This window comes from Herbaspirillum lusitanum P6-12, assembly GCF_000256565.1.
GTDB lineage: Bacteria > Pseudomonadota > Gammaproteobacteria > Burkholderiales > Burkholderiaceae_D > Herbaspirillum > Herbaspirillum lusitanum.
Genome location: NZ_AJHH01000018.1, coordinates 21,357 through 43,229 on the forward strand (window position 1 = coordinate 21,357; position 21,873 = coordinate 43,229).

Consider the following 21,873-nt stretch of genomic DNA (forward strand, 5'->3'; position numbering starts at 1 on the left):
TTTAATAACGTGTGAGATCGTCTGGCTTGTTGATGATCTGATAGCCGGGAATGCTGGCGCTCAGCGCATCCAGCGGATTCGAGCCAATCTTGGAGAAACCATTCAGCTCAAGCTGGATGAAGAACGAAGTGGACGCCTTGCTCGACGAAGTCGGAATGCGCTGCGCCACCAGGCGGAACACCCAGCAATCGGCCTTGTATTCCATGCCCAGCAAACCTTCTGCCACGGTCTTGTCAGGGATTGAATAGTTGATGCGGCTGACAGCATACCAGCGTTGCGACACCGGCCATTGACCGGAGATATCCATCTGCTTGAGGATGCCGGTGGCATTGGTGCGGTCGAGACGATAGGTCAGGTTCAGCACTTTCTTGGGTGCCGGTTGCCAGCGCGCGCCGAAATTGGAACGCACCATCTGCCGCAGCGTTTCGCTGTATTGAACGGTGTTGTCGAGGGAGAGCTGTCTGGTGATCTGACCGCCCAAGGACAACAACAGATCGGATTTGCTACCGTTGACGGTGGCCGAAGTGCCATCCAGCACAACCTTGGGATCGGCAAAATAGAAACGCTGACCAACCGCCATACGCAACCGTTCGAGGCCGTCTTCTTCGATGAAGCGAGACACCAGCGCCCCGGTAATCTGATTCGCGTCGCTGATGCGGTCATGACCGACGAAACGGTTTTCGCTGAAGATCTGCGCGTAGTTGAAATCCGCCAGACCCGAGTCGAAATTCGGATATTGGCTCTGATCGCGATAGGGCGTACGCACGTAGAACAAACGCGGCTCCAGCGTTTGCGTCATGTCGCGTCCGAACAAACGTGTGTCGCGCTCAAAAGTCATGCCGGCATCCAGAGAATAAGTCGGCACCACGCGCGTCAGATTGGTCGGTGCGCCGACGCTGACGTTGTTCAAGCGGTACGTGGTCGCATCAAGGGACGCTTTCGGCGTAATGAAATAACCGGGACGGATGATCGGATAGGCGATCGACTGATTGGCATACATGCGGTCGCCGCCAACCATTTCGGAACCCGCCGAAGTACCGGCGGTGAAAGTGTTCGAAAAACGCGCAAATTCAGAAGCAAAATTGAAGTCAAAACCGCCGACATCCTGACGGGCGGCGGTCAAGGTCAACTGCGGTACACGGTCATACGGCTTCTGGATAGGATTGTTGACATCCTGCAGCAATTGATATTTCGTGACGCGTCCTACGGCGCTCCAATACGTCGCGGAGTAAGCGAGGCTTACGTCTCGGGTCAACAGGCGCTGCGTACTGGCCGTCACCGAATGCGAAAAATCGCTCGGATAGTCGTTGTCCGACGCCTTGTTCACATTCCAGCCGAACACCAGATTCGGCGCCAGCGTTTGCGAATGCAGGGATGAAAGGGAGTAGCGCCCGGTACCGGTCACACGATCCTGAATGCCTTCAACCCTGGTCGTTCCGGAATAGTCCTCGCCCAGATAACGACCTTCAATACCCATTTGCAAACCGCGCCGCGCAATATAACGCGGATACAGCGTCAGGTCCCGATTTGGCGCGATATTGAAATAATAAGGCACCGTCAGCTCCGCGCCACCCGTGCTGGTGACGCCGAAGGTCGGCGGCAGCACGCCCGACTTGCGCTCACCCGACAGCGGAAAAGACATCAGCGGTGCACCGAGGATCGGCACACCCTTGAAATAGACGACGCCGCTATGCATGGTGCCGACGTCGCGGCCGCTGTCGAGATCCATGGTCGACGCCTGGATGTACCAGTCCGGATCGAGCGCTTCGCAGGTGCTGTAGGTGCCTTCGGTGACCTTGGCCTGGTCGTCGGAAAGGAAGTCGATCTTTTCAGCCTTGCCGCGTCCGCCGTTCTTGCCGAACAGGTAAGTCGGGTTGGTCACGTAACCCTTGCCCGAATCCATGTTCATCAGCGCCTTGTCGCCGGTGTAGCGATCCTGCAGACGCTTCATCCAGACGTGCCCGGTCGCTTCGACCTCGTCCTTGATGATGCGGTATTCGGCCTTGTCGGCCTTGATGGTGGTTTCGCCGCGGACCACTTCGACGTCGCGGTCAAGGTTGATCTGTCGATCAGGCCGGCCGGTCATCTGCTCGGCGCTGACGTTGACCGGGGCATCCTTGTCATCGGCCTTGGCGCTGGGCGTGGCCGGGGTATTCTGGGTGGTCTGCGCCTGCGCGGAGACCGGCAAAACGGTCGTTGCCGACGCCGCGACGGCGAGAGAGGCCAGGGACGTAAAGAAACGCGACATCCGCAAGTCGGCACAACGACCAAATGGAAACTTGAAAAAGCGGATCATGTAAAGAAGCGTTCAAACACCATGGCAGGCGATTTTTTGGATTTAATCCCTTATTATATGGGAACTCAACATCATCAAACGAATTCCTCTGATTGTTCATGTCTTTAAATAATTCCCCTGCCGATCCGCGCCTGTCCCTGCTGCAAGAATGGCTGCCCACCCTCGCCACCCCCACCAATGTCGATACGCTGCGCCCCGCTTCGGCCGATGCCAGCTTCCGCCGTTATTTCCGCGTGGACACGCCGGATGGTAAAACGCTGATCGTCATGGACGCGCCGCCACCGCAAGAAAACGTGCGCCCATTCATCCATGTCGCCGAGGTCTTCGGCAAAACCGGCGTGTCGGTGCCGACCCTACTGGCGCAGGATGTCGAACGCGGCTTCCTGCTGTTGTCGGACCTGGGCACGACGACTTACCTGAATCAGCTCAACAACGACACCGCCCACAAGCTCTACATCGACGCCATCGATGCGCTGGTGCTGCTGCAGACCCAGAGCAAGCCAGATGTGCTGCCGGAATACGACCGCGCCCTGCTGTCGCGCGAGTTGCAGTTGTTCCCCGACTGGTACATCGCCAGGCACCTGAACGTGACGCTGACCGACGACCAGAAGAACACGCTGAGCAAGGTCTTCGACACGCTGCTGGCCAATAACCTGTCGCAGACGCAGGTGTTCGTCCACCGCGACTATCACTCGCGCAACCTGATGGTCCTGCCGACCGGCAATCCGGGCATCATCGATTTCCAGGACGCGGTCTACGGCCCGATCACGTACGATCTGGTTTCGCTGCTGCGCGACGCCTACATCCAGTGGGACGAAGAAATGGTGCTGGACTGGGTCATCCGCTACTGGGAACGCGCCAAGCGCGCCGGCCTGTCGGTGGCGCCGGACATCGATACCTTCTATCGCGATTTCGAGTTCATGGGCCTGCAGCGTCATCTGAAAGTGCTGGGCATATTTGCACGCCTTTACCATCGCGACGGCAAGGACGCTTACCTGAAGGACATGCCGCTGGTCATGGAATACACGCTCAAGGCGGCACGCCGCTACAGCGCGCTGATCCCGCTGGTCAGACTGATCGAGAAGCTGGAAGACAAAGCGCCGCAAGTCGGCTACACCTTCTGAGGCCGGCTACGCCATGAAAGCGATGATTTTTGCCGCCGCATGCGCCCGCTGACCGATACCTGCCCCAAACCTCTGCTGAAAGTACGCGGCCGCCCGTTGATCGTCTGGCAGATCCTGAACCTGGTGCGCGCCGGCATCACTGAAATCGTGATCAACCACGCGCATCTCGGCCACCTGCTTGAAGAAACGCTGGGCGACGGCTCGCAGTTCGGCGCGCAGATTCAGTATTCTGCCGAGGGAACTGCACTGGAAACCGCCGGCGGCATCGCCAAGGCGCGCCACCTGCTCGGCGAAGAAGTGTTCGTCGCCATCTCGGGCGATATCTACATCCCTCATTTCGATTTCGAACAGGTCAAAACCGTCCTCGAAGACAACGACCTGTGGGGAAATCCGATACCATTGGACAAGCGCGACGTCGCCTGGATCTATCTGGTGAAAAATCCACAGCACCATCCCACCGGCGATTTCGCGCTGAACAGTTTTTCGATCGCCAATGAAGGATCGCCCTTGTTCACCTTCGCCAATATCGGCGTGTACCGACCGCAGATGTTCGACGCCATTGCGCCGGGTGAACATGCCAAGCTCGGCCCCCTGCTGCGCGAATACGCGGCGCGTGGCCAGGTCGGCGGAGAAATTTACCGCGGCGAATGGATCAACGTCGGCACCGTCGAACAGCTGGAAGAATTGAATACGCCCCTCGCCGGCAGATAATCCGGATCACCCGGAAGAAAGCACCAAGATGACCACAGCCTCCTTTATCGCCCGCCGCGCCAGCTTGATCGCGCAGATGCAAGCAAAAGGCGGCGGCGTCGCCATCATCCCGACCGCGCACGAAGTCATGCGCAATCGCGACGCCGACTATCCTTATCGCCACGACAGTTATTTCTACTATCTGTCCGGTTTCACGGAACCGGAAGCGGTCATCGTCCTGATTGCCGCTCCGGGCAAGGAAAGCCGCAGCATTCTGTTCTGCCGCGACAAAAATCTCGAACGTGAAATCTGGGACGGTTATCGCTACGGCCCCGATGCCGCGCGCCAGGAATTCGGTTTCGACGAAGCCTTCGCCGTCGATACGCTCAACAAGGAAATGCCGCAATTGCTGGCCGATGCACCGGCCGTTTTTTATGCGTTGGGCCGCGACGTCAAGCGCGATGCGCAGCTGCAGGAATGGTTGCAAAGCGTACGCGCACTTGGTCGTTCCGGCATCACCGCACCATCATCCATCGTCGACGTCAACGTGCTGCTCGACGAGATGCGCCTGTTCAAGGACGCCGGCGAAATCGCGGTCATGAAACGCGCCGGACTCATTTCGGCCGAAGCGCATTGCCGCGCCATGCGCCTGTCGCGTCCCGGCCTGCGCGAATATCATCTGGAAGCCGAGCTGCTGCACGAATTCCGCAACAACGGTTCGCAATATCCGGCCTACGGCTCCATCGTCGCCACCGGCGCCAACGCCTGCGTGCTGCATTACCGCGCCGGCGACGCCGAACTCAGGGACGGCGACCTGGTGCTCATCGATGCCGGCTGCGAACTCGACAGCTACGCTTCCGACATCACGCGCACCTTCCCGGCCAACGGCAAGTTCTCCGGTCCGCAAAAAGAACTGTACGAGATCGTCCTGGCCGCGCAAGACGCCGCCATCGCCGACACCCGCCCAGGCAAACGCTTCATGGACGGCCACGACGCCGCCGTGCGCGTGCTGGCGCAAGGCATGCTCGACACCGGCCTGCTCGACAAGAACAAGGTCGGCTCGCTCGACGACGTGATCGCCAAGGGCGACTATCGCCAGTTCTACATGCATCGCACCGGCCACTGGCTGGGCATGGACGTGCACGACGTCGGCGAATATCGCGACCCGGCCACGGCCGATGGCGACAAGCCGTGGCGCACGCTGCAACCGGGCATGGTGCTGACGGTCGAGCCGGGCATCTACGTGCGCCCTGGCGAAGGCGTGCCGGAAAAATACTGGAACATCGGCATCCGTATCGAAGACGATGCCCACGTCACGCCGGACGGCTGCGAAATCCTGACCACGGCCGTGCCCAACAAAGTGGCCGACATCGAAGCGCTGATGCGTTCGGCGTGAATCGTTACGGATATCTTTCCACGCCTGCCATGAGTTCTTCCGACACCGCCGCGCCAGCCCAGCCGGATTACGACGTCATCATCTGCGGCGCCGGTCCGGTCGGCCTCAGCGCCGCCGCACTGCTGCACAAGCGCGGCATGCCGGCGCACCGCATCGCACTGATCGACGCCAAGTCGAGCGAGCAGGCGGCGCAGGATCCGCGCACGATTGCGCTCTCGCACGGCAGCCAGCAAATCCTGCAGGAAATCGGCACCTGGTCCCTGATGGCGCCATCGGTGACATCGATCAACCAGATCCACGTGTCGCGACGCAAGCATTTCGGCCGCACGCTGATCAATCGCGAAGACTACGCCCTGCCCGCACTCGGTTATGTGGTGCGGTATGGCGCGCTGGTGACAGCCTTGTCCGCAGCGCTGACGAAGACCAACGTGGCCGTGCTGCGCCCGGAGCAAGTGTCCGCCATCGATGAGCAAGGTCTGCAGGCCGACGTACGACTGGCCGACGGCCGCACGCTCAGCGCCGGCGTCGTGGTGCAGGCCGAAGGCGGCGTGTTCTCGGAACAAACCGCCAAGGCCGTCCAACGCGACTACGATCAGGTCGCCATCGTCGCCCACGTCACCGCCACGGCCGCGATTGCCCATCGCGCGTTCGAACGCTTTACCGCGCAAGGGCCGCTGGCTTTGTTGCCGCAGGATGACGGTTATGCGCTGGTGTGGTGCGTGCGTCCGGACACGGCAAGGCGCCTGCTGGCGCTCGATGAAAAGGCGTTCCTGCACGAACTCGGCGAAGTCTTCGGCGGACGGGTTGGCCGCTTTGCTTCCTGCAGCGCTCGCCATAGTTACCCACTGGGCCTGAACGCCGCACCCGCCGCCTCCGCACGCACGGTCGCCATCGGCAACGCCGCGCAAACACTGCACCCGGTCGCGGGCCAGGGACTCAACCTGGGTCTGCGTGATGCCGCGGTATTGGCAAGCGCGCTGACACGCACAAGCTCCACGCCTGCCGCACTCGAACAATTCGCTGCGCAGCGGCGGCGCGACCGCAACGCCACGATCAGGCTGACCGACATGATGGCGCGGGTTTTCGCCAGCGCGCCGGATGGTGCGCCGTCGCAGGCGCTGCTCGGATTGTCATTGGGATTGATCGACGTTGCCGCGCCGGCGAAACGCGTCCTGGCCGAACAGATGATGTTCGGCTGGCGTTAAGCTTGCCCTGAATCCCTTGCCGCAGTGTCCGGCATGAGACAATGCAGCATTGCCGCACGCTTGCGGTCCTGACTGACAAGACCATGAAATAAGATCATGAAACAAGATCCCCGCTTTCCCAATCTGTTCATCCTCAACCACCCGCTGATCCAGCACAAGCTCTCGCACATGCGCGACAAGCGCACTTCGACGCGCACCTTCCGCGACCTGCTGCGCGAGATCACCTTGCTGATGGGCTACGAAATCACGCGCGACCTGCCGCTGACCACCGAGTCGATTGAGACGCCGCTGGTCACCTACGATGCACCGGTGATCGCCGGCAAGAAACTGGCCGTGGTTCCCGTGCTGCGCGCCGGCATCGGCATGAGCGACGGTTTGCTGGAATTGATCCCCTCGGCACGCGTCGGCCATATCGGCGTGTATCGCAACGACCAGCACCAGCCGGTGGAATACCTGGTGCGCCTGCCCGACCTGCAAGACCGCACCATGATCCTGTGCGACCCGATGGTGGCGACCGGCAACTCCGCTGTGTACGCCATCGACGTCCTCAAGAAACGCGGCGTGACGGCCGAGAACATCATTTTCGTCGCGCTGGTGGCGGCACCCGAAGGCGTACAGGTATTCCATGATGCACATCCCGATGTGAAGCTGTATGTCGCCTCGCTCGATTCGCATCTCGACAGCCATGCCTACATCGTGCCGGGCCTGGGCGATGCAGGCGACCGGATTTTCGGCACCAAATAAATCTCAGCACCATGAAAAAAGCCGCCGGATGTTGAATCCGGCGGCTTTTTTACTTCATGCAATCAAGGCTTACTCAACCGCCTTGACCATATCCTCAATGACTTTCTTGGCGTCGCCGAAGACCATCATGGTCTTGTCCATGTAGAACAGTTCGTTGTCCAACCCGGCATAACCGGCTGCCATCGAACGCTTGTTGACGATGACCGTCTTGGCCTTGTATGCCTCAAGAATCGGCATCCCCGCGATCGAGGACTTCGGATCCTTGGCCGCCGGATTGACCACGTCGTTGGCGCCCAGCACCAGCACCACGTCGGCCTGACCGAACTCGCTGTTGATGTCTTCCATTTCAAAGACCTGGTCGTAAGGCACTTCCGCTTCGGCCAACAGCACGTTCATGTGACCCGGCATGCGGCCGGCCACGGGATGGATCGCGTACTTCACGATCACGCCCTTGTGGGTCAGCTTCTCGGTCAGTTCCTTCAGTGCATGCTGCGCGCGCGCCACCGCCAGGCCGTAGCCCGGCACGATGATCACGGTTTCCGCATTGCCCATCAGGAAAGCCGCGTCGTCAGCCGAACCCGACTTGACGTTGCGCTGCGCCTGGCCGCCAACTGCGGCAGCAGCGGCAGGATCGCCACCAAAACCGCCCAGAATCACATTGAAGAACGACCGGTTCATCGCCTTGCACATGATGTACGACAGGATCGCACCGGACGATCCGACCAGCGAACCGGCGATGATCAGCATCGAGTTATTCAGAGAGAAACCAATGCCCGCTGCGGCCCAGCCGGAGTAGCTGTTCAACATCGACACCACCACCGGCATGTCGGCGCCGCCGATCGGGATGATGATCAGCACGCCGAGCACGAAGGCGATTGCCGCCATGATGATGAACGGCAGCCAGTTCTGCGTCAGCACGAAGATCACGCCGAAGCCGATCATCGCCACCGCCAGCAACAGGTTCAGCATGTGCTGGCCCGAGAAGCTGACCGGCGCCCCCTGGAACAGGCGGAACTTGTACTTGCCCGACAGCTTGCCGAACGCAATCACCGAACCGGAGAAGGTGATCGCGCCGACGAAGGTGCCGATGAACAATTCGACGCGATTGCCCAGCGGGATCGCTTCGCCGTGCGCGGCGATGTTGAAGGCCCATGGCTCTGCAACTGCAGCGACGGCGATACAGACTGCCGCCAGACCGATCAGCGAGTGCATCGCCGCGACCAGCTCAGGCATCTTGGTCATCTCGACGCTGCGCGCAAGATACGCCCCGATGCCGCCACCGACGATCACGCCGCCGGCCACCAGCAGGTAACCGATGTCACCGGAAGGATTGCCGCCCTCGCCCTTGATCTTGACGATCAGCGCCAGCGTGGTCAGCACCGCAATCACCATGCCGGCGATGCCGAAGCTGTTGCCGCGCCGCGCCGTGGCCGGGTGCGACAGGCCCTTCAGGGCCTGGATGAAGCAGATCGATGCGATCAGGTACAGCAGGGTCACCAGGTTCATGCTCATGCTTGTTCTCCCGACTTGGCCTTGGGCTCTTTCTTCTTGAACATTTCCAGCATGCGCTGCGTGACCATGAAGCCGCCGAAGACGTTGACCGCCGCCAGCGCCACGGCCAGCGTGCCGGCGATGCGGCCGACCGGTCCTTCTGTCAGGCCGGCCGCCAGCATGGCGCCGATGATGATGATCGCCGAGATGGCGTTGGTGACCGCCATCAGCGGCGTGTGCAAGGCCGGCGTAACGGTCCAGACCACGTGGTAGCCGACGTAGATCGCCAGTACGAAGATGATCAGGTTGATGATGGTGTGACTGACTTCCATGATGTCATTCCTTTCTGTGGCTGCGGCATGAATTTATTGGTCGATGCCGCGACCTGTTTGGTTTTATATGGCTTTCAGGCTGGTGATGTGATTCTTGTCGTCGACGAAAACGATCTTCGGTACATAGCTGGCGATTTCTGCGTCCGTCATGGGTGCATAGGTGCAGATGATCAGCAGATCGCCCAGGTGCGCGCGGCGGGCTGCCGCGCCGTTCAGGGAAATCTCGCCGCTGCCACGCCTGCCGCGGATAGCGTAGGTGGAGAAGCGTTCGCCGTTGTTGACGTTGTACAGCTCGATCTTTTCAAACTCCCGGATATCGGCGGCTTCCAGCAGGTCTTCGTCGATACCGCAGGAACCTTCGTAGTTCAGGTCACATTCGGTCACAGTCGCGCGGTGGATCTTCGCGCGCAGCATGATTCGTTGCATAAGGCTTTACTCTTTAATTCTCTTGTTCTGCTCCGGAACGCTGGCGCGAACCGGCATGGATGATGCGACGCATTGACGTTGCGTTGATGCTGCCTTATTTGCGCAGCACTTCGCCGCCGCTGCACAACAGAGTCGCCGCGACGATGTCGTCTTCGCGGTTGATGACCAGCTTGCCTTCGGCATCGACGATCAGCTTGAGGAAATCGAGCACGTTACGCGAATACAGGGCCGAGGCATCAGCCGCCACCAGCGCCGCCAGATTGCCTTCGCCAATGATGTGCACGCCGTGCTTGATCACCGTCTTGCCCGGCTCGGACAACGGACAGTTGCCGCCCTGGTCGACCGCCATGTCGAGGATGACCGAACCCGGCTTCATGGCCTTGACGGTTTCTTCGCTGATCAGCACCGGCGCCTTGCGGCCCGGAATCAGCGCAGTCGTGATGATGATGTCGGCTTGCTTGGCGCGCTCATGCACCAGCTCGGCCTGACGGCGCATCCAGTCGGCCGGCATCGGACGTGCATAGCCGCCGACGCCCTGGGCGATTTCCTTTTCTTCATCGGTGATGAAGGGTACATCGAGGAATTTGGCGCCCAGCGATTCAATCTGTTCCTTGACGGCCGGACGCACGTCGGATGCCTCGATCACGGCACCAAGACGCTTGGCCGTCGCAATCGCCTGCAAACCGGCGACGCCGGCGCCCATGATCAGCATGCGCGCGGCCTTGACGGTGCCCGCGGCGGTCATCAGCATCGGCATGAAACGCTGGTAGGTATTGGCAGCCATCAACACGGCCTTGTAGCCGGCAATGTTCGCCTGCGAGGACAGCACGTCCATCGACTGCGCGCGGGTGGTGCGCGGCGCAGCTTCCAGCGCGAAAGCGGTCAATCCGGCGGCGGCCATCGCGGCCAGGTTGTCGGCATCGAACGGATTCAGGATACCGACCACGACGGTGCCGGACTTCAGGCGTGCACGTTCGTCCGCACTCGGCGCGCGCACCTTGAGCAAGGCTTCGGCGCCATAGACGTCGGCCGCGGCGGCAATGACCGCGCCGGCGGCGACATAGGCTTCGTCCGTAATGCTGGATTTGGTGCCGGCCCCCGACTCCACCAACACCTCATGTTTGGCGGCAACCAGTTTCTTGACCGTTTCCGGGGTTGCCGCAACGCGTGTTTCTCCGTCCCGACTTTCGACGGGGATGCCTAGCCTCATTCAGAGCTCCTGTAGTTGTAAATTCTTACCGGAATCTTACACGTAAAATTTGAAGATCAACAACTTTGCGCAAAAGCATTGCAGGAGCCGGGACTCGCATATGCGATGCGTTCCGGGCCGCCGCGCTGAAGCCTTTGTCCAGCCACGGTAAAATGTCGGCTCTTGTAAGGAATATTATGTCTGAAGTCTGGAAACCCTCCGTCACGGTCGCAGCGATCATCGAGCGCGAGGGCCGTTTTTTGATGATAGAAGAGCAGGCCGGCGACGGCTTGCGCCTGAACCAGCCGGCCGGCCATCTCGACCAGGGCGAGACGCTGACGCAGGCGGTGGTGCGCGAGGCGCTGGAAGAATCCGCCCACGATTTCGAGCCGACCGCGCTGGTCGGCATGTACATGTCGCGCAATGTCTCGTCCTCGCGCGGCGGCGCCGACACGACCTACTTGCGTTTTGCGTTTGCCGGCACACTGGGCCTGCAGCATGATCGCCCGCTGGATGACGGCATCGTGCGCACGCTGTGGATGGCGCGCGACGAGATCGCCGCCTGCCGCGAACGCCATCGCAGCCCGCTGGTGCTGCGTTGCGTGGACGACTACCTCAGCGGCCAGCGCGCGCCGCTGTCGCTGCTCCATACGGACCCCAGCGTGACGGCATCGACGGAAATCGCCGCAGGAGTCGCTCATGGCTAAGAAAAAAGTGGTGATCGGCATGTCCGGCGGCGTCGATTCGTCGGTCTCCGCCTGGCTGCTGAAGGAACAAGGCTACGAGGTAATCGGCCTGTTCATGAAGAACTGGGAAGACGACGACGATTCCGAGTACTGCTCGACGCGTCAGGACTGGATCGACGCGGTCAGCGTCGCCGATGTGGTCGGCGTCGACATCGAAGCCGTCAACTTCGCCTCTGAATACAAGGACCGCGTGTTTGCGGAATTTTTGCGTGAATACCAGGCCGGCCGTACGCCCAACCCCGACGTGCTGTGCAACGCCGAGATCAAGTTCAAGGCCTTCCTCGACCATGCCATGCATCTGGGCGCGGACCTGATCGCCACCGGCCACTATGCGCGCGTACGCGAAAATCCGGTCGGCAAGTTCGAGCTGATGAAAGCGGTGGACGCCAGCAAGGACCAGAGTTATTTCCTGCATCGGCTGAACCAGGCGCAATTGTCGAAAACGCTGTTTCCGCTGGGCGAAATCCACAAGACCGAGGTGCGCAGGATCGCCGAGCAACTGAAACTGCCGAACGCGACAAAAAAGGACTCGACCGGCATTTGCTTCATCGGCGAACGGCCGTTCCGGGAATTCCTGAACCGCTACCTGTCTTACAAACCCGGTCCGATGAAGACGCCTGACGGCGACATCGTCGGCGAACATGTCGGCCTGAGCTTTTATACTCTGGGCCAGCGCAAGGGCATCGGACTGGGCGGCATCAAGGCGCATCAGAACGCCGACGGCAACAGCGACGCCTGGTATGTCGCCCGCAAGGACGTCGACACCAACACACTTTATATCGTGCAGGGTCATGAGCATCCATGGCTGCTGTCGTCGCAACTCGGCGCCAGCCAGATCAGCTGGGTCGCCGGCGAGGCGCCCAATATGAGCGGGGCCGGACTGAGCGCCAAGACGCGCTACCGCCAGGCTGACGTGCCCTGCTCGTTCAGCGATGCCGGCGGCCGCTTCGATCTGCGCTTCAGCGACCCGCAATGGGCCGTGACGCCAGGTCAATCGGCCGTGCTGTACCAAGGCGACGTTTGCCTTGGCGGCGGCATTATCGAGTCCGTTTAGACACTTCCGCTCCTTTGAAGCGCCCCGCTTGCCTTGCGCAGCGGGGCGTTTTTGCTTTTTCGGCAACAAAATCCGGCGTGTCGATTTCCCCGCGGCAAGAAACTCGCAACAAATCATAAAAGAGCTTGCAGTCTTGGATCAAATGACGAATAATCTAAATAAGAATTGTTCGTATTTAATAGGAGTTCATGATGAACCAACTGATCGAGCACGGAACCGAGCGTCGCAACAAACCGGCCACAGCAGCCAATGGCTCCCCCATTACGCGCATCAAGAGCCAGGATTTGTTCCGGCAAATGCGCGAGTTGGAAATCGACCATGGCGGCCGTATTTATAAACTGCGTCTGACGCAGTTGAACAAATTAATTCTGACGGCGTAACCATATTAAGGAGTCGCTTCAGGATTCGTAGTGAAGCGATGTAAAAACCAGCCAGCCAACGGTGATGCCATGCGTTACGCGTTAGCCAGCCAAGCTAGCCGATTAAGGAGAGTTTGATGGTTACCGACAAAATGGATTCCGCTTTCGTGGAACCCAATAACGCACCGGCACAGCCAGAGCTGCTGGTCTCAGCAGTGCTGCATTTGATGTCTCATTACACTGCCAGTAATCAGGAAACCAAAAGCTGCGTCAAATTGGCGTCAGTGATTGAACGACACCTGAAAGCGCTGGCGGATTTGCCGAATCTGGCGCCGGTATTGCGGGCAACTTGCCAACAATTGTCGGAACAGTGGGGTACCGTAGTGGAACGAACGATGCCGCAACCCGAGAAATTTAATCTGTTCGCTCGCATCGTTTCAGGAGCGAGATCCATTTAAGAGCCTACATACCCGGGCGGCAAGGCGTACAATGATCGTATGTGTTTGTAACAACATTTCCGAAGGCAAGATTCACCAGGCAGTGAACGCAGGCATGACCACCATGTCCGAGCTTCGCAAGGAGCTCGGTATTGGCACTTCTTGCGGCAAATGTCATACCTGCGCCAAACATGTCCTCCGCGAATGTCTGAGCAACTCCAATCAAACACGCAACACAGTGCAGACTCTGGTATTCCGTGCGAATACCATGATTGCCTAAAGATCACTTCATTCATGAACGCTTTATCGCCTACTATGAGTAGCAGCTCGTCCAATCCTGCTGGCGCCGCCTGGCGCCAGGTCAAGAAAATCGGCCCGCTCGGCTTCATCATCCTGCTGCATATCGCCTTCTTCTATGCGCTGCAAAGTGGCCTCATCCATCAGGTCGCCAGCGCGATTCCGAAGGAAGTGATCGCCACCTTCATCGTTCCCGAGAAAGCACCTGAGCCGGCCCCGCCCAAGGCCCAACCGGCGCCGCCCAAGGAAGTGAAGATCGTCAAGAAGGCGGTGACGCCGCCCAAACCCATCCCGGTCACCGAAACGCCCGCTCCCACGGCCATCACGGCGCCGCCGCAACCGCCGCAGCCTGCCGCCCCGGCGCCACAGGTGGCCGCCGAGCCGACCCCGGCGCCCGCCGCGCCGCCCGGACCGGTGCTGCCCAAGCAGATCACCTCCGGCATCGAATACATTGAACCGCCTCGCGTCAGCTACCCTGCAGCCTCCAAGCGCATGGGCGAAGAAGGCGTCGTACAGTTCCGGGTACTGGTCAATACCGGCGGCAGAGCCGAAAAAGTTGACATCATCAAGGGCTCCGGTTCGTCCCGCCTGGACGATGAAGCGCGACGCGCAGTCATGCGTGCGGTGTTCAAACCCTACATTGAAGACGGCAAGGCGATTGTCGTGTCCGCCACCGGCGTCATCAATTTCAAGCTCGATCGCTGATTCATTCGTCTATTCGTTCATTCATTCGTCTATTCATTCAAGTCAATAAGCAAAGGAAGTCATCATGGAAGTAAGTCCGTACGGATTGGAAAGCCTGTGGGCGCAAGGGGATTTCGTCACTAAAGGCGTCGCAGTGCTGCTGGTCGCCATGTCGATCGCGTCCTGGTATGTCATCGTCACCAAGGCGCTGCAACTGCTGCGCTTCCGTCGCGCATCCGATGCGGCCGGCCATGCATTCTGGGACACCACCAGTCTGCCGGAAGGCGTCGCCACATTGGGCAACGACAACCCGTTCGCCGAAGTCGCCAAAGCCGGCGTCACCTCGATGAGCCACCACACCGCCCACAAGGGCCACCTGCATGACCAGTTGTCGGTCAGCGACTGGGTGACGCTGTCGCTGCGTCAGGCAATCGACGAAGCATCGGGCAAGCTGCAAACCGGGATGGCCGTGCTGGCGTCGGTCGGTTCGACGGCACCGTTTGTCGGCCTGTTCGGCACCGTCTGGGGCATTTACCACGCACTCGTGTCGATCGGCACATCCGGCCAGGCCAGCATTGACAAGGTCGCCGGTCCGGTCGGCGAAGCGCTGATCATGACCGCGCTGGGCCTGGCGGTCGCAATTCCGGCAACCTTCGGCTACAACGCCCTGGTGCGCGGTAACAAGACCACAATCGCCAAGCTGAACAAGTTCGGTTTCGACCTGCACGCCCTGTTCGTCACCGGCGCCCGCTCTGCCACCGAGGACGCCGAAACGGGCGCCACCAAAAGCGCCAAACTGACGGCTGTCGGGAGAGCGTAATGGCGATGGGTTCCCTGTCCGATTCGGACGACGACTTCAACCCGGAAATCAACACCACGCCGTTGGTCGACGTGATGCTGGTGCTGCTGATCATTTTCATCATCACCATTCCGGTCATGAACCATGCGGTCAAGATCGATCTGCCGCGCGCCACCAACCAGCCGGATGAGCCGAAACCGCAAAACATCAGTCTCTCGATCGATGCCGGCGGCAAGGTGTTCTGGAACGAGGAAGCGATCGACAGCGAGCAGCTGACCGCCCGTATCGCCGAAGCTGCCAGGAAGCAGCCGCAACCTGAATTGCACCTTCGCGCCGAGCGTACGACGCAATACGAGAAGGTCGCTCAGGTCATGGCGGCAGCTCAGTCAGGCGGTCTGTCCAAAATCGGTTTCGTTACCGACCCGCAAGCGAAATAAGTTCCAGCTGTTTCGCTGCGCACAAAGCCTCCGCCCTCCCCGGCGGGGGCTTTTGTTTTTTGCGCTTTGGAACAAATCTCATTGCGCGCCAGAAATAAAGTAAGAATGATTCGCGCTAATTTAAGGTGAAGTCTGTACCCCACTGCGCTATGATCCGTCCGTTCACGCGGCTGAACTTCATGTGCGCCGGATTGCGTATCGCAGCTATTGCGCCCTCCCGCCCTGTCAGCCTGTCTTCTCCCACTATTCCAGAGGCACCTATGAAAGGCGATCCAGCGGTCATCAAACTGCTCAATGCTCAGTTAACCAACGAACTGACAGCGATCAACCAGTATTTTTTGCACGCCCGCATGTACAAGCATTGGGGTTTCGAAAAGATTGCAAAGAAAGAGTACGCCGAATCCATCGGTGAAATGAAACATGCCGACAAGCTGATCGACCGCATCCTGATGCTGGACGGCTTGCCTAACCTGCAGGCGTTGCACAAGCTGATGATCGGCGAGAACACGCCCGAGATGCTGCAATGTGACCTGAACCTGGAAAGAGCTGCGCACAAAACCGTCAAGGAAGGCATCGCCACTTGCGAACAGCATGGCGACTATGTCTCGCGCGAACTGTTCCAGATGATCCTCGACGACACCGAAGAACATATCGACTGGCTCGAAACCCAGCTCGACATCATCGATAAAATCGGCATCCAGAATTACCTGCAAACGCAGATCATCGCGGAGTAGGCTGACTGCAGAAGTCGCCTCCTCTGCGAAGCGGCGGCACAAAAAAACGCGACCCTTGCCGGTCGCGTTTTTTATTTTGAAGGCGCCGGGATGCACGGCAATGTGCAACGGCGCATCGTTCTTACTGCGGGAATGTATCCTTGAAGGACTGGCGTTCGGACAGCTTCTCGTACAAGCGCAGCAACTCCGGATAGCTGTCTTTCCACTGGGTCTCCGGAAAACGGAATTCCAGCCAACCCAACGCACAGCCGACGGCGACGTCGGCCAGAGTGTAATGGTTGCCGACGCAATAATTCTTTTCGCCCAGACCGACCGACATCGCCTTCAGACCCGCCTCGACCTTGCTCCATTGCCGTTTGATCCATTCCGGGCTTTGCTGGCGCGTCGGGCGCTTCTTCTCGAGACGCACCAGGATGGCGGCTTCGAGCAGGCCATCGGCCAGCGCTTCCCAGCATTTGACTTCAGCGCGCTCACGACCACTGGTCGGCATCAACTTGCCCACCGGGGTCAGAATATCGAGGTATTCGGAAATCACGCGCGAGTCGAACATGGCGCCGCCATCGTCCATCATCAGGCACGGTACTTTGCCGAGCGGATTGAATTGCTGGATCGTGGTGGTCTCACTCCATACGTCTTCCAGCACCAATTCGAAATCGATCTTTTTTTCCGCCATGACAATGCGGACTTTGCGAGCGTAAGGGCTTACCAGCGAGGCGATCAGTTTCATAACATTTCTTGTAATAATCCGGCCCGATTATAGCATCGGGTATTTACCATCAACGTCCGAGACGACCGTCTGGAGGACAAGCTGCAACGTTACGGGTTACGGCCCCGGGCAATGGTAAAATCGCGAGTCAATGCAGGTTTGCTCCGCTGCCGGATGACGGCAGCACATACCGAGAGCCTTGCGCGTCGTATTTTCAACGAATTTTCCACGTCATTTCAACGTCTTTTCATCCGCATATCATCATGTCACTTTCCGCACTTTCCGCTCTCTCCCCGCTCGACGGCCGTTACGCCGCCAAAACCGACAAGCTGCGTCCCATCCTGTCCGAAGCAGGTTTCATGCACCATCGGGTGAAAGTGGAAATTGCCTGGCTGCAAGCTCTGTCGGCTGCAGGTTTTGCCGAGATCAAGCCATTTTCCGCCAGCGCCACCGCGTTGCTGGACAAGCTGGCAGCCGACTTCACCGAAGCCGACGCCGCCCGCATCAAGGAAATCGAAGCCGTCACCAACCATGACGTCAAGGCTGTCGAGTACTGGCTCAAGGAAAAGGTCAAGGACGTGCCGGAACTGGTGGCCGCCTCCGAATTCATCCATTTCGCCTGCACCTCCGAAGACATCAACAACACCTCGCACGGCATGATGCTCAAGTCCGCGCGCGACACGGTCGTGTTGCCGGCGCTGCAAGGCCTGGTCGCCAAGCTGACCGAACTGGCGCATGAACACGCCGCCGTGCCGATGATGTCGCGCACCCACGGCCAGCCGGCCAGTCCGACCACGCTGGGCAAGGAAATCGCCAACGTCGTCGCCCGTCTGCAGCGCGCCGTCAAACGCATCGCCGCCGTCGAAATCCTCGGCAAGATGAACGGTGCGGTCGGCAACTACAACGCCCATCTGTCCGCCTATCCGGAAACCGACTGGGCGGCGTTCTCCAAAAACGTCATCGAACAACGCCTGGGCCTGGTGTTCAATCCGTACACCATCCAGATCGAGCCGCACGACTACATGGCTGAACTGTTCGACGCCGTGGCGCGCGCCAACACCATCCTGCTGGATCTGAACCGCGACGTCTGGGGCTACATTTCGCTGGGTTACTTCAAGCAGCGCACCAAGGCCGGCGAGATCGGTTCGTCGACCATGCCGCACAAGGTCAATCCGATCGACTTCGAGAATTCCGAAGGCAACCTCGGCATGGCCAACGCCGTGCTCAAGCATCTGTCGGAAAAACTGCCGGTCTCGCGCTGGCAGCGCGACCTGACCGACTCCACCGTGCTGCGCAACATCGGCGTAGCGTTCGGCTATGCGGTGCTGGCCTATGACAGCTGCCTGCGCGGCCTGAACAAGCTGGAAGTCAATCCGACGCGCCTGGCAGCCGATCTGGACAACACCTGGGAAGTACTGGCCGAGCCGGTGCAAACCGTGATGCGCCGCTACGGCATCGAAAATCCGTATGAGCAACTGAAGGAACTGACGCGCGGCAAAGGGATTTCCAAGGATGCGTTGCGCGACTTCATCAACGGCCTGGCCATTCCGCAAAACGCCAAGGACCATTTGCTGGCGATGACGCCGGCAAATTACATCGGCGAAGCGATCGCTCTGGCCAAAAATATTTAATCACAGCAACGATCGGGCGGAAACCAAAGCCGCCCGATCCACTCCAATCGAGCGGCAGTCAGCTTCATTCACAACATCAATGGATGAGTGAAATCAAATATGCCTATCTATTGCCGCCGATGAAAACACCTTATTCTGCTGAGTTAGCCTGCCGCTACGGCGCCACTGCGAAAGACCAGACTCTGCACGCAGTCGCGCCGGCGCCTGTACGATCCGGCACCACTTGCCGTCCAACCTGATACTCCACCAGCAATCGCCATGGAACGCTACACCAAACCCGCCGTCCTGCTGCACTGGCTCATTGCTCTGCTGATCATTGCCGCCTTTGCGCTCGGCCTGACGATGACCAACATTCCCGGTCTGACCCCGACCAAGCTCAAATATTTTTCCTGGCATAAATGGCTGGGCGTCACCGTGCTCGGCCTGGCTTGCCTGCGCTTGCTCTGGCGCCTGACGCATGCGGCGCCGCCATACCCGGTGCAGATGCCGCGCTGGCAGCAAAGCGCCGCGCACGCGCTGCATTTTCTGCTCTACATCCTGATTTTCGCGATTCCGGTTTCCGGCTATCTGTACAGTCTTGCCGCCGGCATCCCCGTGGTCTATCTCGGCGTGCTGCCGCTGCCGGTGATCATCGACCCGAATCCCGAACTCAAACCCTTGCTCAAGCTGGTGCATTACTGGCTGAACATGACTTTGCTAGCCGCTTTCTGCCTGCATGTGCTGGCCGCCCTGAAGCATCAGTTCATTGATCGCGACGGTGTGCTCAGACGTATCCTGCCCTGACTCTCTTTCCAAGGAAATCTCATGACTCTGCGTACTACATTGGTCCATGCCATGGTCGGCGGCATCGCCGTCTTCGGCCTGGTTGCCTCCGCCGTTGCAGTTGCAGCCCCACTCAAAGTCGACGCCGCCAAAAGCACGGTCAGCGCCGTGTTCAAGCAACTGAACGTGCCGGTCGAAGCGAAATTCAAGAAATTCGTCGCGCAAATTGATTTCGACAGCACCAAACCCGATGCTGCCAAGGCCAGCGTGGACATCGACATCGCCAGCTTCGACCTGGGTGAAGCCGAGTACAACAAGGAAGTGCTGAAAAAGGAATGGTTCAACGCCGCACAATTCCCCAAGGCCACCTTCGTCGCCAACTCGATCAAGCCGACGGCGGGCGCACCGGCCGGCACCAAGTATGACGTCGCCGGCAAGCTGACCATCAAGGGCAAGACTGCGGATGTGCACTTCCCGCTGACGGTCAGGAAAGAAGGCAGCGGCCAGACTTTTGACGGCGCCTTGCCGATCAAGCGTCTGGCGTTCAACATCGGCGAAGGCGAATGGAAAGACACCGGCATGGTCGCCGACGAAGTGACGATCAAGTTCCACGTCGTCACCACGCCTTAAGACTTGCTCATCACAAAGCGTTTCGATACTCAACCGATACCCAACCAACTGCTTATTACCGCTCATTGAAAAGGATTCACCATGAAACTGAAACTCGCCCTGATTTCCCTGCTGGCCGCGACATCCGTCCCGGCCTTCGCCGCCGACACCTACACCATCGATCCAAGCCACACCTATCCAAGCTTCGAAGCGGATCACATGGGCATTTCCGTGTGGCGCGGCAAGTTCACCAAGACTTCCGGCACCGTGACGCTGGATCGCGCCGCCAAGACCGGCTCGCTGGACATCACCATTGACGCGTCGTCGGTCGACTTCGGCCACGCCAAGCTCAACGATCACGTCAAGGGCCCCGACGTGTTCGACGTACAGAAATTCCCGACCGCCACCTACAAGGGCACCTCGATCAAATTCGAAGGCGACAAGCCGGTTGCCGTTGACGGCGAGCTGACGTTGCATGGCGTGACCAAGCCAGTGCAACTGAAGATCAACAAGTTCACTTGCATCCAGCATCCCATGCTCAAGCGCGAAGTCTGCGGCGCCGATGCATCGCATGCGTGGGTATCGGTATATTGCCCGGGCCGGGACGGCCAGCCGGGCTGCTGGATCGACGCCGATCCGACCAACGGCATCTTCCCGGACATCAGCCACATCACGCTGGGATGGGGCCGTGACTTCCTCGACATCTCGCCCCTGCGCGGCGTGCTGATCGGCGGCGGCCAGCAGACCATGCAGGTGGCCGTCACGGTGATGCCGTCGCAGGAAGTGCCGGGTTTGCCGTTCGCGCGCTGACGAATTTCGACGACTACGGCGTGCGGATGTGATCGATCAGCGCAATGGTTCGTTCATCGGGCGGCGGCGTCAGCAAACTGACGATCACCAGCGCGGCGATGCCGACCGGCACGCCGAACAGCCCGGCCGAGATCGGCGCAATGTGGAACCACTGGTTCGCAGCATTGCCGCCGAAGGCCGGATGCGTGGTCAGCATGTAGTACACGCACATCACGAAGCCGGCGACGATGCCGGCGATGGCGCCGGGCTGGTTGGCGCGCTTCCAGAAAATCCCGAACACCAGCGCCGGGAACAGCGTCGACGCCGCCAGTGAAAACGCCACCCCCACCATCGACAGGATGTCGCCCGGTTTGAGCGACGCCGCATAGGCGGCCAGCAAGGCCACCACCAGCAACAGCAACTTGGAAATCGTCACGCGCTTCTGCGTCGAGGCGGCCGGATCGATCACCTTGTAATACACGTCGTGCGACAGCGCATTGGAAATGGTCAGCAGCAGGCCGTCGGCAGTCGACAGCGCCGCCGCCAGACCGCCCGCCGCCACCAGTCCCGAAATGAAATAAGGCAGGCCGGCGATCTCCGGCGTGGCCAGCACGATGATGTCGCCGTCGAGTGCAATCTCGCCGAGCTGCACCACGTTGTCGTGGTTGAGGTCAGTGATGCTGACCAGCGGATTGACCTTGTCGATGTTGGCCCAGTAGTAGACCCAATCCGGCAAGTGCGCATAGTTGCTGCCGACCAGCGAGGTGTAGATGTCGTACTTCACCAGGATCGCCAGCGCCGGCACCGTGATGTAGATCAGCATGATGAAGAACAGCGTCCAGAACACCGATTTGCGCGCCTCGTGCACCGACGGCGTGGTGTAGTAGCGCATCAGGATGTGCGGCCCCGGGGGTATATCGTCTCGGTATGATTTTT

The 21,873-nt window shown here is 59.7% G+C and carries 24 protein-coding genes and 1 pseudogene; 18 read left to right on the forward strand and 7 right to left on the reverse strand.

The features are described 5' to 3' along the window. Position 1 precedes the first annotated feature (1 nt). Entirely contained in the window at positions 2 to 2,296 is a 2,295-nt protein-coding gene (locus HLUSI_RS0100785; protein WP_016832144.1) for an LPS-assembly protein LptD, read from the reverse strand. Between the two features lie 98 nt (positions 2,297 to 2,394). On the opposite strand from HLUSI_RS0100785, the gene HLUSI_RS0100790 reads away from it, so the two are divergent. The 5 genes from HLUSI_RS0100790 to upp all read left to right on the forward strand — a co-directional run bounded on the left by HLUSI_RS0100790 (position 2,395) and on the right by upp (position 7,455). Beyond that, the gene (locus HLUSI_RS0100790; protein ID WP_029362962.1) at positions 2,395 to 3,420 is read left to right on the forward strand and encodes an aminoglycoside phosphotransferase family protein; all 1,026 of its coding nucleotides are present in this window, start codon (positions 2,395 to 2,397) and stop codon (positions 3,418 to 3,420) included. 39 nt (positions 3,421 to 3,459) lie between these two features. Beyond that, entirely contained in the window at positions 3,460 to 4,131 is a 672-nt protein-coding gene (gene murU / locus HLUSI_RS0100795; RefSeq protein ID WP_016832146.1) for an N-acetylmuramate alpha-1-phosphate uridylyltransferase MurU, read from the forward strand. Positions 4,132 to 4,159: 28 nt separating this feature from the next. After that, on the forward strand, positions 4,160 to 5,506 hold the full coding sequence (gene pepP, locus HLUSI_RS0100800; RefSeq protein ID WP_016832147.1) for a Xaa-Pro aminopeptidase: 1,347 nt from the start codon (positions 4,160 to 4,162) through the stop codon (positions 5,504 to 5,506). Between the two features lie 29 nt (positions 5,507 to 5,535). After that, positions 5,536 to 6,711 (forward strand): FAD-dependent monooxygenase, encoded by a 1,176-nt coding sequence (locus HLUSI_RS0100805; protein ID WP_016832148.1) that lies wholly within the window; start codon positions 5,536 to 5,538, stop codon positions 6,709 to 6,711. A 96-nt stretch (positions 6,712 to 6,807) separates the two neighbouring features. Then, positions 6,808 to 7,455 carry a uracil phosphoribosyltransferase gene (upp, locus tag HLUSI_RS0100810; protein WP_016832149.1) on the forward strand — a complete coding sequence of 216 codons (648 nt, stop codon included), beginning with the start codon at positions 6,808 to 6,810 and terminating at the stop codon, positions 7,453 to 7,455. A 69-nt stretch (positions 7,456 to 7,524) separates the two neighbouring features. Here upp and HLUSI_RS0100815 read toward each other — a convergent pair whose 3' ends face one another. The 4 genes from HLUSI_RS0100815 to HLUSI_RS0100830 form a co-directional block, all read right to left on the reverse strand. Further along, positions 7,525 to 8,967 (reverse strand): NAD(P)(+) transhydrogenase (Re/Si-specific) subunit beta, encoded by a 1,443-nt coding sequence (locus HLUSI_RS0100815; protein ID WP_029362963.1) that lies wholly within the window; start codon positions 8,965 to 8,967, stop codon positions 7,525 to 7,527. After that, positions 8,964 to 9,278, reverse strand: coding sequence for an NAD(P) transhydrogenase subunit alpha part 2 (locus HLUSI_RS0100820; RefSeq protein ID WP_013232734.1), 315 nt, complete (start codon positions 9,276 to 9,278; stop codon positions 8,964 to 8,966). Before HLUSI_RS0100820 ends, HLUSI_RS0100815 begins: the two co-directional genes overlap by 4 nt. Positions 9,279 to 9,341: 63 nt before the next feature. Then, positions 9,342 to 9,704: an aspartate 1-decarboxylase gene (gene panD, locus HLUSI_RS0100825; protein WP_029362964.1), complete on the reverse strand. Its 363-nt coding sequence runs from the start codon at positions 9,702 to 9,704 to the stop codon at positions 9,342 to 9,344. A 94-nt stretch (positions 9,705 to 9,798) separates the two neighbouring features. Beyond that, a complete protein-coding gene (locus HLUSI_RS0100830; RefSeq protein WP_016832152.1) occupies positions 9,799 to 10,914 on the reverse strand; it encodes a Re/Si-specific NAD(P)(+) transhydrogenase subunit alpha in 1,116 nt (371 codons plus the stop codon). A 176-nt stretch (positions 10,915 to 11,090) separates the two neighbouring features. Here HLUSI_RS0100830 and HLUSI_RS0100835 point away from each other — a divergent pair, with 176 nt between their 5' ends. The 9 genes from HLUSI_RS0100835 to bfr all read left to right on the forward strand — a co-directional run bounded on the left by HLUSI_RS0100835 (position 11,091) and on the right by bfr (position 16,440). Beyond that, complete coding sequence (locus HLUSI_RS0100835) at positions 11,091 to 11,600, forward strand: NUDIX hydrolase (protein WP_016832153.1); 510 nt, start codon at positions 11,091 to 11,093, stop codon at positions 11,598 to 11,600. Beyond that, on the forward strand, positions 11,593 to 12,693 hold the full coding sequence (mnmA, locus tag HLUSI_RS0100840) for a tRNA 2-thiouridine(34) synthase MnmA (protein ID WP_016832154.1): 1,101 nt from the start codon (positions 11,593 to 11,595) through the stop codon (positions 12,691 to 12,693). Before HLUSI_RS0100835 ends, mnmA begins: the two co-directional genes overlap by 8 nt. Before the next feature lie 191 nt (positions 12,694 to 12,884). Next, complete coding sequence (gene hemP / locus HLUSI_RS0100845; RefSeq protein ID WP_016832155.1) at positions 12,885 to 13,073, forward strand: hemin uptake protein HemP; 189 nt, start codon at positions 12,885 to 12,887, stop codon at positions 13,071 to 13,073. Between the two features lie 116 nt (positions 13,074 to 13,189). Further along, the gene (locus tag HLUSI_RS0100850; protein WP_016832156.1) at positions 13,190 to 13,510 is read left to right on the forward strand and encodes a hypothetical protein; all 321 of its coding nucleotides are present in this window, start codon (positions 13,190 to 13,192) and stop codon (positions 13,508 to 13,510) included. Positions 13,511 to 13,541: 31 nt separating this feature from the next. After that, the gene (locus HLUSI_RS31210) at positions 13,542 to 13,769 is read left to right on the forward strand and encodes a (2Fe-2S)-binding protein (protein ID WP_083830777.1); all 228 of its coding nucleotides are present in this window, start codon (positions 13,542 to 13,544) and stop codon (positions 13,767 to 13,769) included. 14 nt (positions 13,770 to 13,783) lie between these two features. Beyond that, positions 13,784 to 14,491 (forward strand): energy transducer TonB, encoded by a 708-nt coding sequence (locus HLUSI_RS0100855; RefSeq protein ID WP_029362965.1) that lies wholly within the window; start codon positions 13,784 to 13,786, stop codon positions 14,489 to 14,491. Positions 14,492 to 14,555: 64 nt separating this feature from the next. Continuing rightward, positions 14,556 to 15,290, forward strand: a complete 735-nt coding sequence (locus tag HLUSI_RS0100860) for a MotA/TolQ/ExbB proton channel family protein (RefSeq protein ID WP_016832158.1) — start codon at positions 14,556 to 14,558, stop codon at positions 15,288 to 15,290. Further along, the gene (locus HLUSI_RS0100865; protein ID WP_016832159.1) at positions 15,290 to 15,706 is read left to right on the forward strand and encodes an ExbD/TolR family protein; all 417 of its coding nucleotides are present in this window, start codon (positions 15,290 to 15,292) and stop codon (positions 15,704 to 15,706) included. Before HLUSI_RS0100860 ends, HLUSI_RS0100865 begins: the two co-directional genes overlap by 1 nt. A 260-nt stretch (positions 15,707 to 15,966) precedes the next feature. Further along, positions 15,967 to 16,440, forward strand: a complete 474-nt coding sequence (gene bfr / locus HLUSI_RS0100870) for a bacterioferritin (RefSeq protein ID WP_016832160.1) — start codon at positions 15,967 to 15,969, stop codon at positions 16,438 to 16,440. Between the two features lie 121 nt (positions 16,441 to 16,561). Here bfr and HLUSI_RS0100875 read toward each other — a convergent pair whose 3' ends face one another. After that, positions 16,562 to 17,167 (reverse strand): glutathione S-transferase N-terminal domain-containing protein, encoded by a 606-nt coding sequence (locus HLUSI_RS0100875; RefSeq protein WP_016832161.1) that lies wholly within the window; start codon positions 17,165 to 17,167, stop codon positions 16,562 to 16,564. A gap of 242 nt (positions 17,168 to 17,409) precedes the next feature. Between HLUSI_RS0100875 and purB the strand changes: the two genes are divergently transcribed. The 4 genes and pseudogenes from purB to HLUSI_RS26360 all read left to right on the forward strand — a co-directional run. After that, entirely contained in the window at positions 17,410 to 18,777 is a 1,368-nt protein-coding gene (gene purB / locus HLUSI_RS0100880) for an adenylosuccinate lyase (RefSeq protein WP_016832162.1), read from the forward strand. A gap of 258 nt (positions 18,778 to 19,035) precedes the next feature. Then, positions 19,036 to 19,560: a cytochrome b gene (locus tag HLUSI_RS0100885; RefSeq protein WP_016832163.1), complete on the forward strand. Its 525-nt coding sequence runs from the start codon at positions 19,036 to 19,038 to the stop codon at positions 19,558 to 19,560. 51 nt (positions 19,561 to 19,611) lie between these two features. Continuing rightward, the gene (locus tag HLUSI_RS0100890) at positions 19,612 to 20,169 is read left to right on the forward strand and encodes a YceI family protein (protein WP_238533886.1); all 558 of its coding nucleotides are present in this window, start codon (positions 19,612 to 19,614) and stop codon (positions 20,167 to 20,169) included. A gap of 81 nt (positions 20,170 to 20,250) precedes the next feature. Then, positions 20,251 to 20,718, forward strand: a pseudogene (locus tag HLUSI_RS26360) (polyisoprenoid-binding protein); the annotation flags it as partial. A 253-nt stretch (positions 20,719 to 20,971) separates the two neighbouring features. Here the strand turns inward: HLUSI_RS26360 and HLUSI_RS0100900 are convergent. Continuing rightward, positions 20,972 to 21,873: VC_2705 family sodium/solute symporter (locus HLUSI_RS0100900; RefSeq protein WP_029362966.1), on the reverse strand; the 902-nt coding region annotated here is incomplete at its 5' end.

Excerpts from the sequence above, each read along its gene's own strand:
- HLUSI_RS0100785 (WP_016832144.1), bottom strand. The coding sequence starts at position 2,296 with ATGATCCGCTTTTTCAAGTTTCCATTTGGTCGTTGTGCCGACTTGCGG.
- HLUSI_RS0100830 (WP_016832152.1), bottom strand. The coding sequence starts at position 10,914 with ATGAGGCTAGGCATCCCCGTCGAAAGTCGGGACGGAGAAACACGCGTT.
- murU (WP_016832146.1), top strand. The coding sequence starts at position 3,460 with ATGCGCCCGCTGACCGATACCTGCCCCAAACCTCTGCTGAAAGTACGC.
- HLUSI_RS0100815 (WP_029362963.1), bottom strand. The coding sequence starts at position 8,967 with ATGAGCATGAACCTGGTGACCCTGCTGTACCTGATCGCATCGATCTGC.
- purB (WP_016832162.1), top strand. The coding sequence starts at position 17,410 with ATGTCACTTTCCGCACTTTCCGCTCTCTCCCCGCTCGACGGCCGTTAC.
- HLUSI_RS0100875 (WP_016832161.1), bottom strand. The coding sequence starts at position 17,167 with ATGAAACTGATCGCCTCGCTGGTAAGCCCTTACGCTCGCAAAGTCCGC.
- HLUSI_RS0100850 (WP_016832156.1), top strand. The coding sequence starts at position 13,190 with ATGGTTACCGACAAAATGGATTCCGCTTTCGTGGAACCCAATAACGCA.
- mnmA (WP_016832154.1), top strand. The coding sequence starts at position 11,593 with ATGGCTAAGAAAAAAGTGGTGATCGGCATGTCCGGCGGCGTCGATTCG.
- panD (WP_029362964.1), bottom strand. The coding sequence starts at position 9,704 with ATGCAACGAATCATGCTGCGCGCGAAGATCCACCGCGCGACTGTGACC.
- bfr (WP_016832160.1), top strand. The coding sequence starts at position 15,967 with ATGAAAGGCGATCCAGCGGTCATCAAACTGCTCAATGCTCAGTTAACC.
- HLUSI_RS0100890 (WP_238533886.1), top strand. The coding sequence starts at position 19,612 with ATGGTCGGCGGCATCGCCGTCTTCGGCCTGGTTGCCTCCGCCGTTGCA.
- HLUSI_RS0100865 (WP_016832159.1), top strand. The coding sequence starts at position 15,290 with ATGGCGATGGGTTCCCTGTCCGATTCGGACGACGACTTCAACCCGGAA.
- hemP (WP_016832155.1), top strand. The coding sequence starts at position 12,885 with ATGAACCAACTGATCGAGCACGGAACCGAGCGTCGCAACAAACCGGCC.
- HLUSI_RS0100855 (WP_029362965.1), top strand. The coding sequence starts at position 13,784 with ATGAACGCTTTATCGCCTACTATGAGTAGCAGCTCGTCCAATCCTGCT.
- upp (WP_016832149.1), top strand. The coding sequence starts at position 6,808 with ATGAAACAAGATCCCCGCTTTCCCAATCTGTTCATCCTCAACCACCCG.
- HLUSI_RS0100820 (WP_013232734.1), bottom strand. The coding sequence starts at position 9,278 with ATGGAAGTCAGTCACACCATCATCAACCTGATCATCTTCGTACTGGCG.
- pepP (WP_016832147.1), top strand. The coding sequence starts at position 4,160 with ATGACCACAGCCTCCTTTATCGCCCGCCGCGCCAGCTTGATCGCGCAG.
- HLUSI_RS0100860 (WP_016832158.1), top strand. The coding sequence starts at position 14,556 with ATGGAAGTAAGTCCGTACGGATTGGAAAGCCTGTGGGCGCAAGGGGAT.
- HLUSI_RS0100805 (WP_016832148.1), top strand. The coding sequence starts at position 5,536 with ATGAGTTCTTCCGACACCGCCGCGCCAGCCCAGCCGGATTACGACGTC.
- HLUSI_RS31210 (WP_083830777.1), top strand. The coding sequence starts at position 13,542 with ATGATCGTATGTGTTTGTAACAACATTTCCGAAGGCAAGATTCACCAG.
- HLUSI_RS0100790 (WP_029362962.1), top strand. The coding sequence starts at position 2,395 with ATGTCTTTAAATAATTCCCCTGCCGATCCGCGCCTGTCCCTGCTGCAA.
- HLUSI_RS0100835 (WP_016832153.1), top strand. The coding sequence starts at position 11,091 with ATGTCTGAAGTCTGGAAACCCTCCGTCACGGTCGCAGCGATCATCGAG.
- HLUSI_RS0100885 (WP_016832163.1), top strand. The coding sequence starts at position 19,036 with ATGGAACGCTACACCAAACCCGCCGTCCTGCTGCACTGGCTCATTGCT.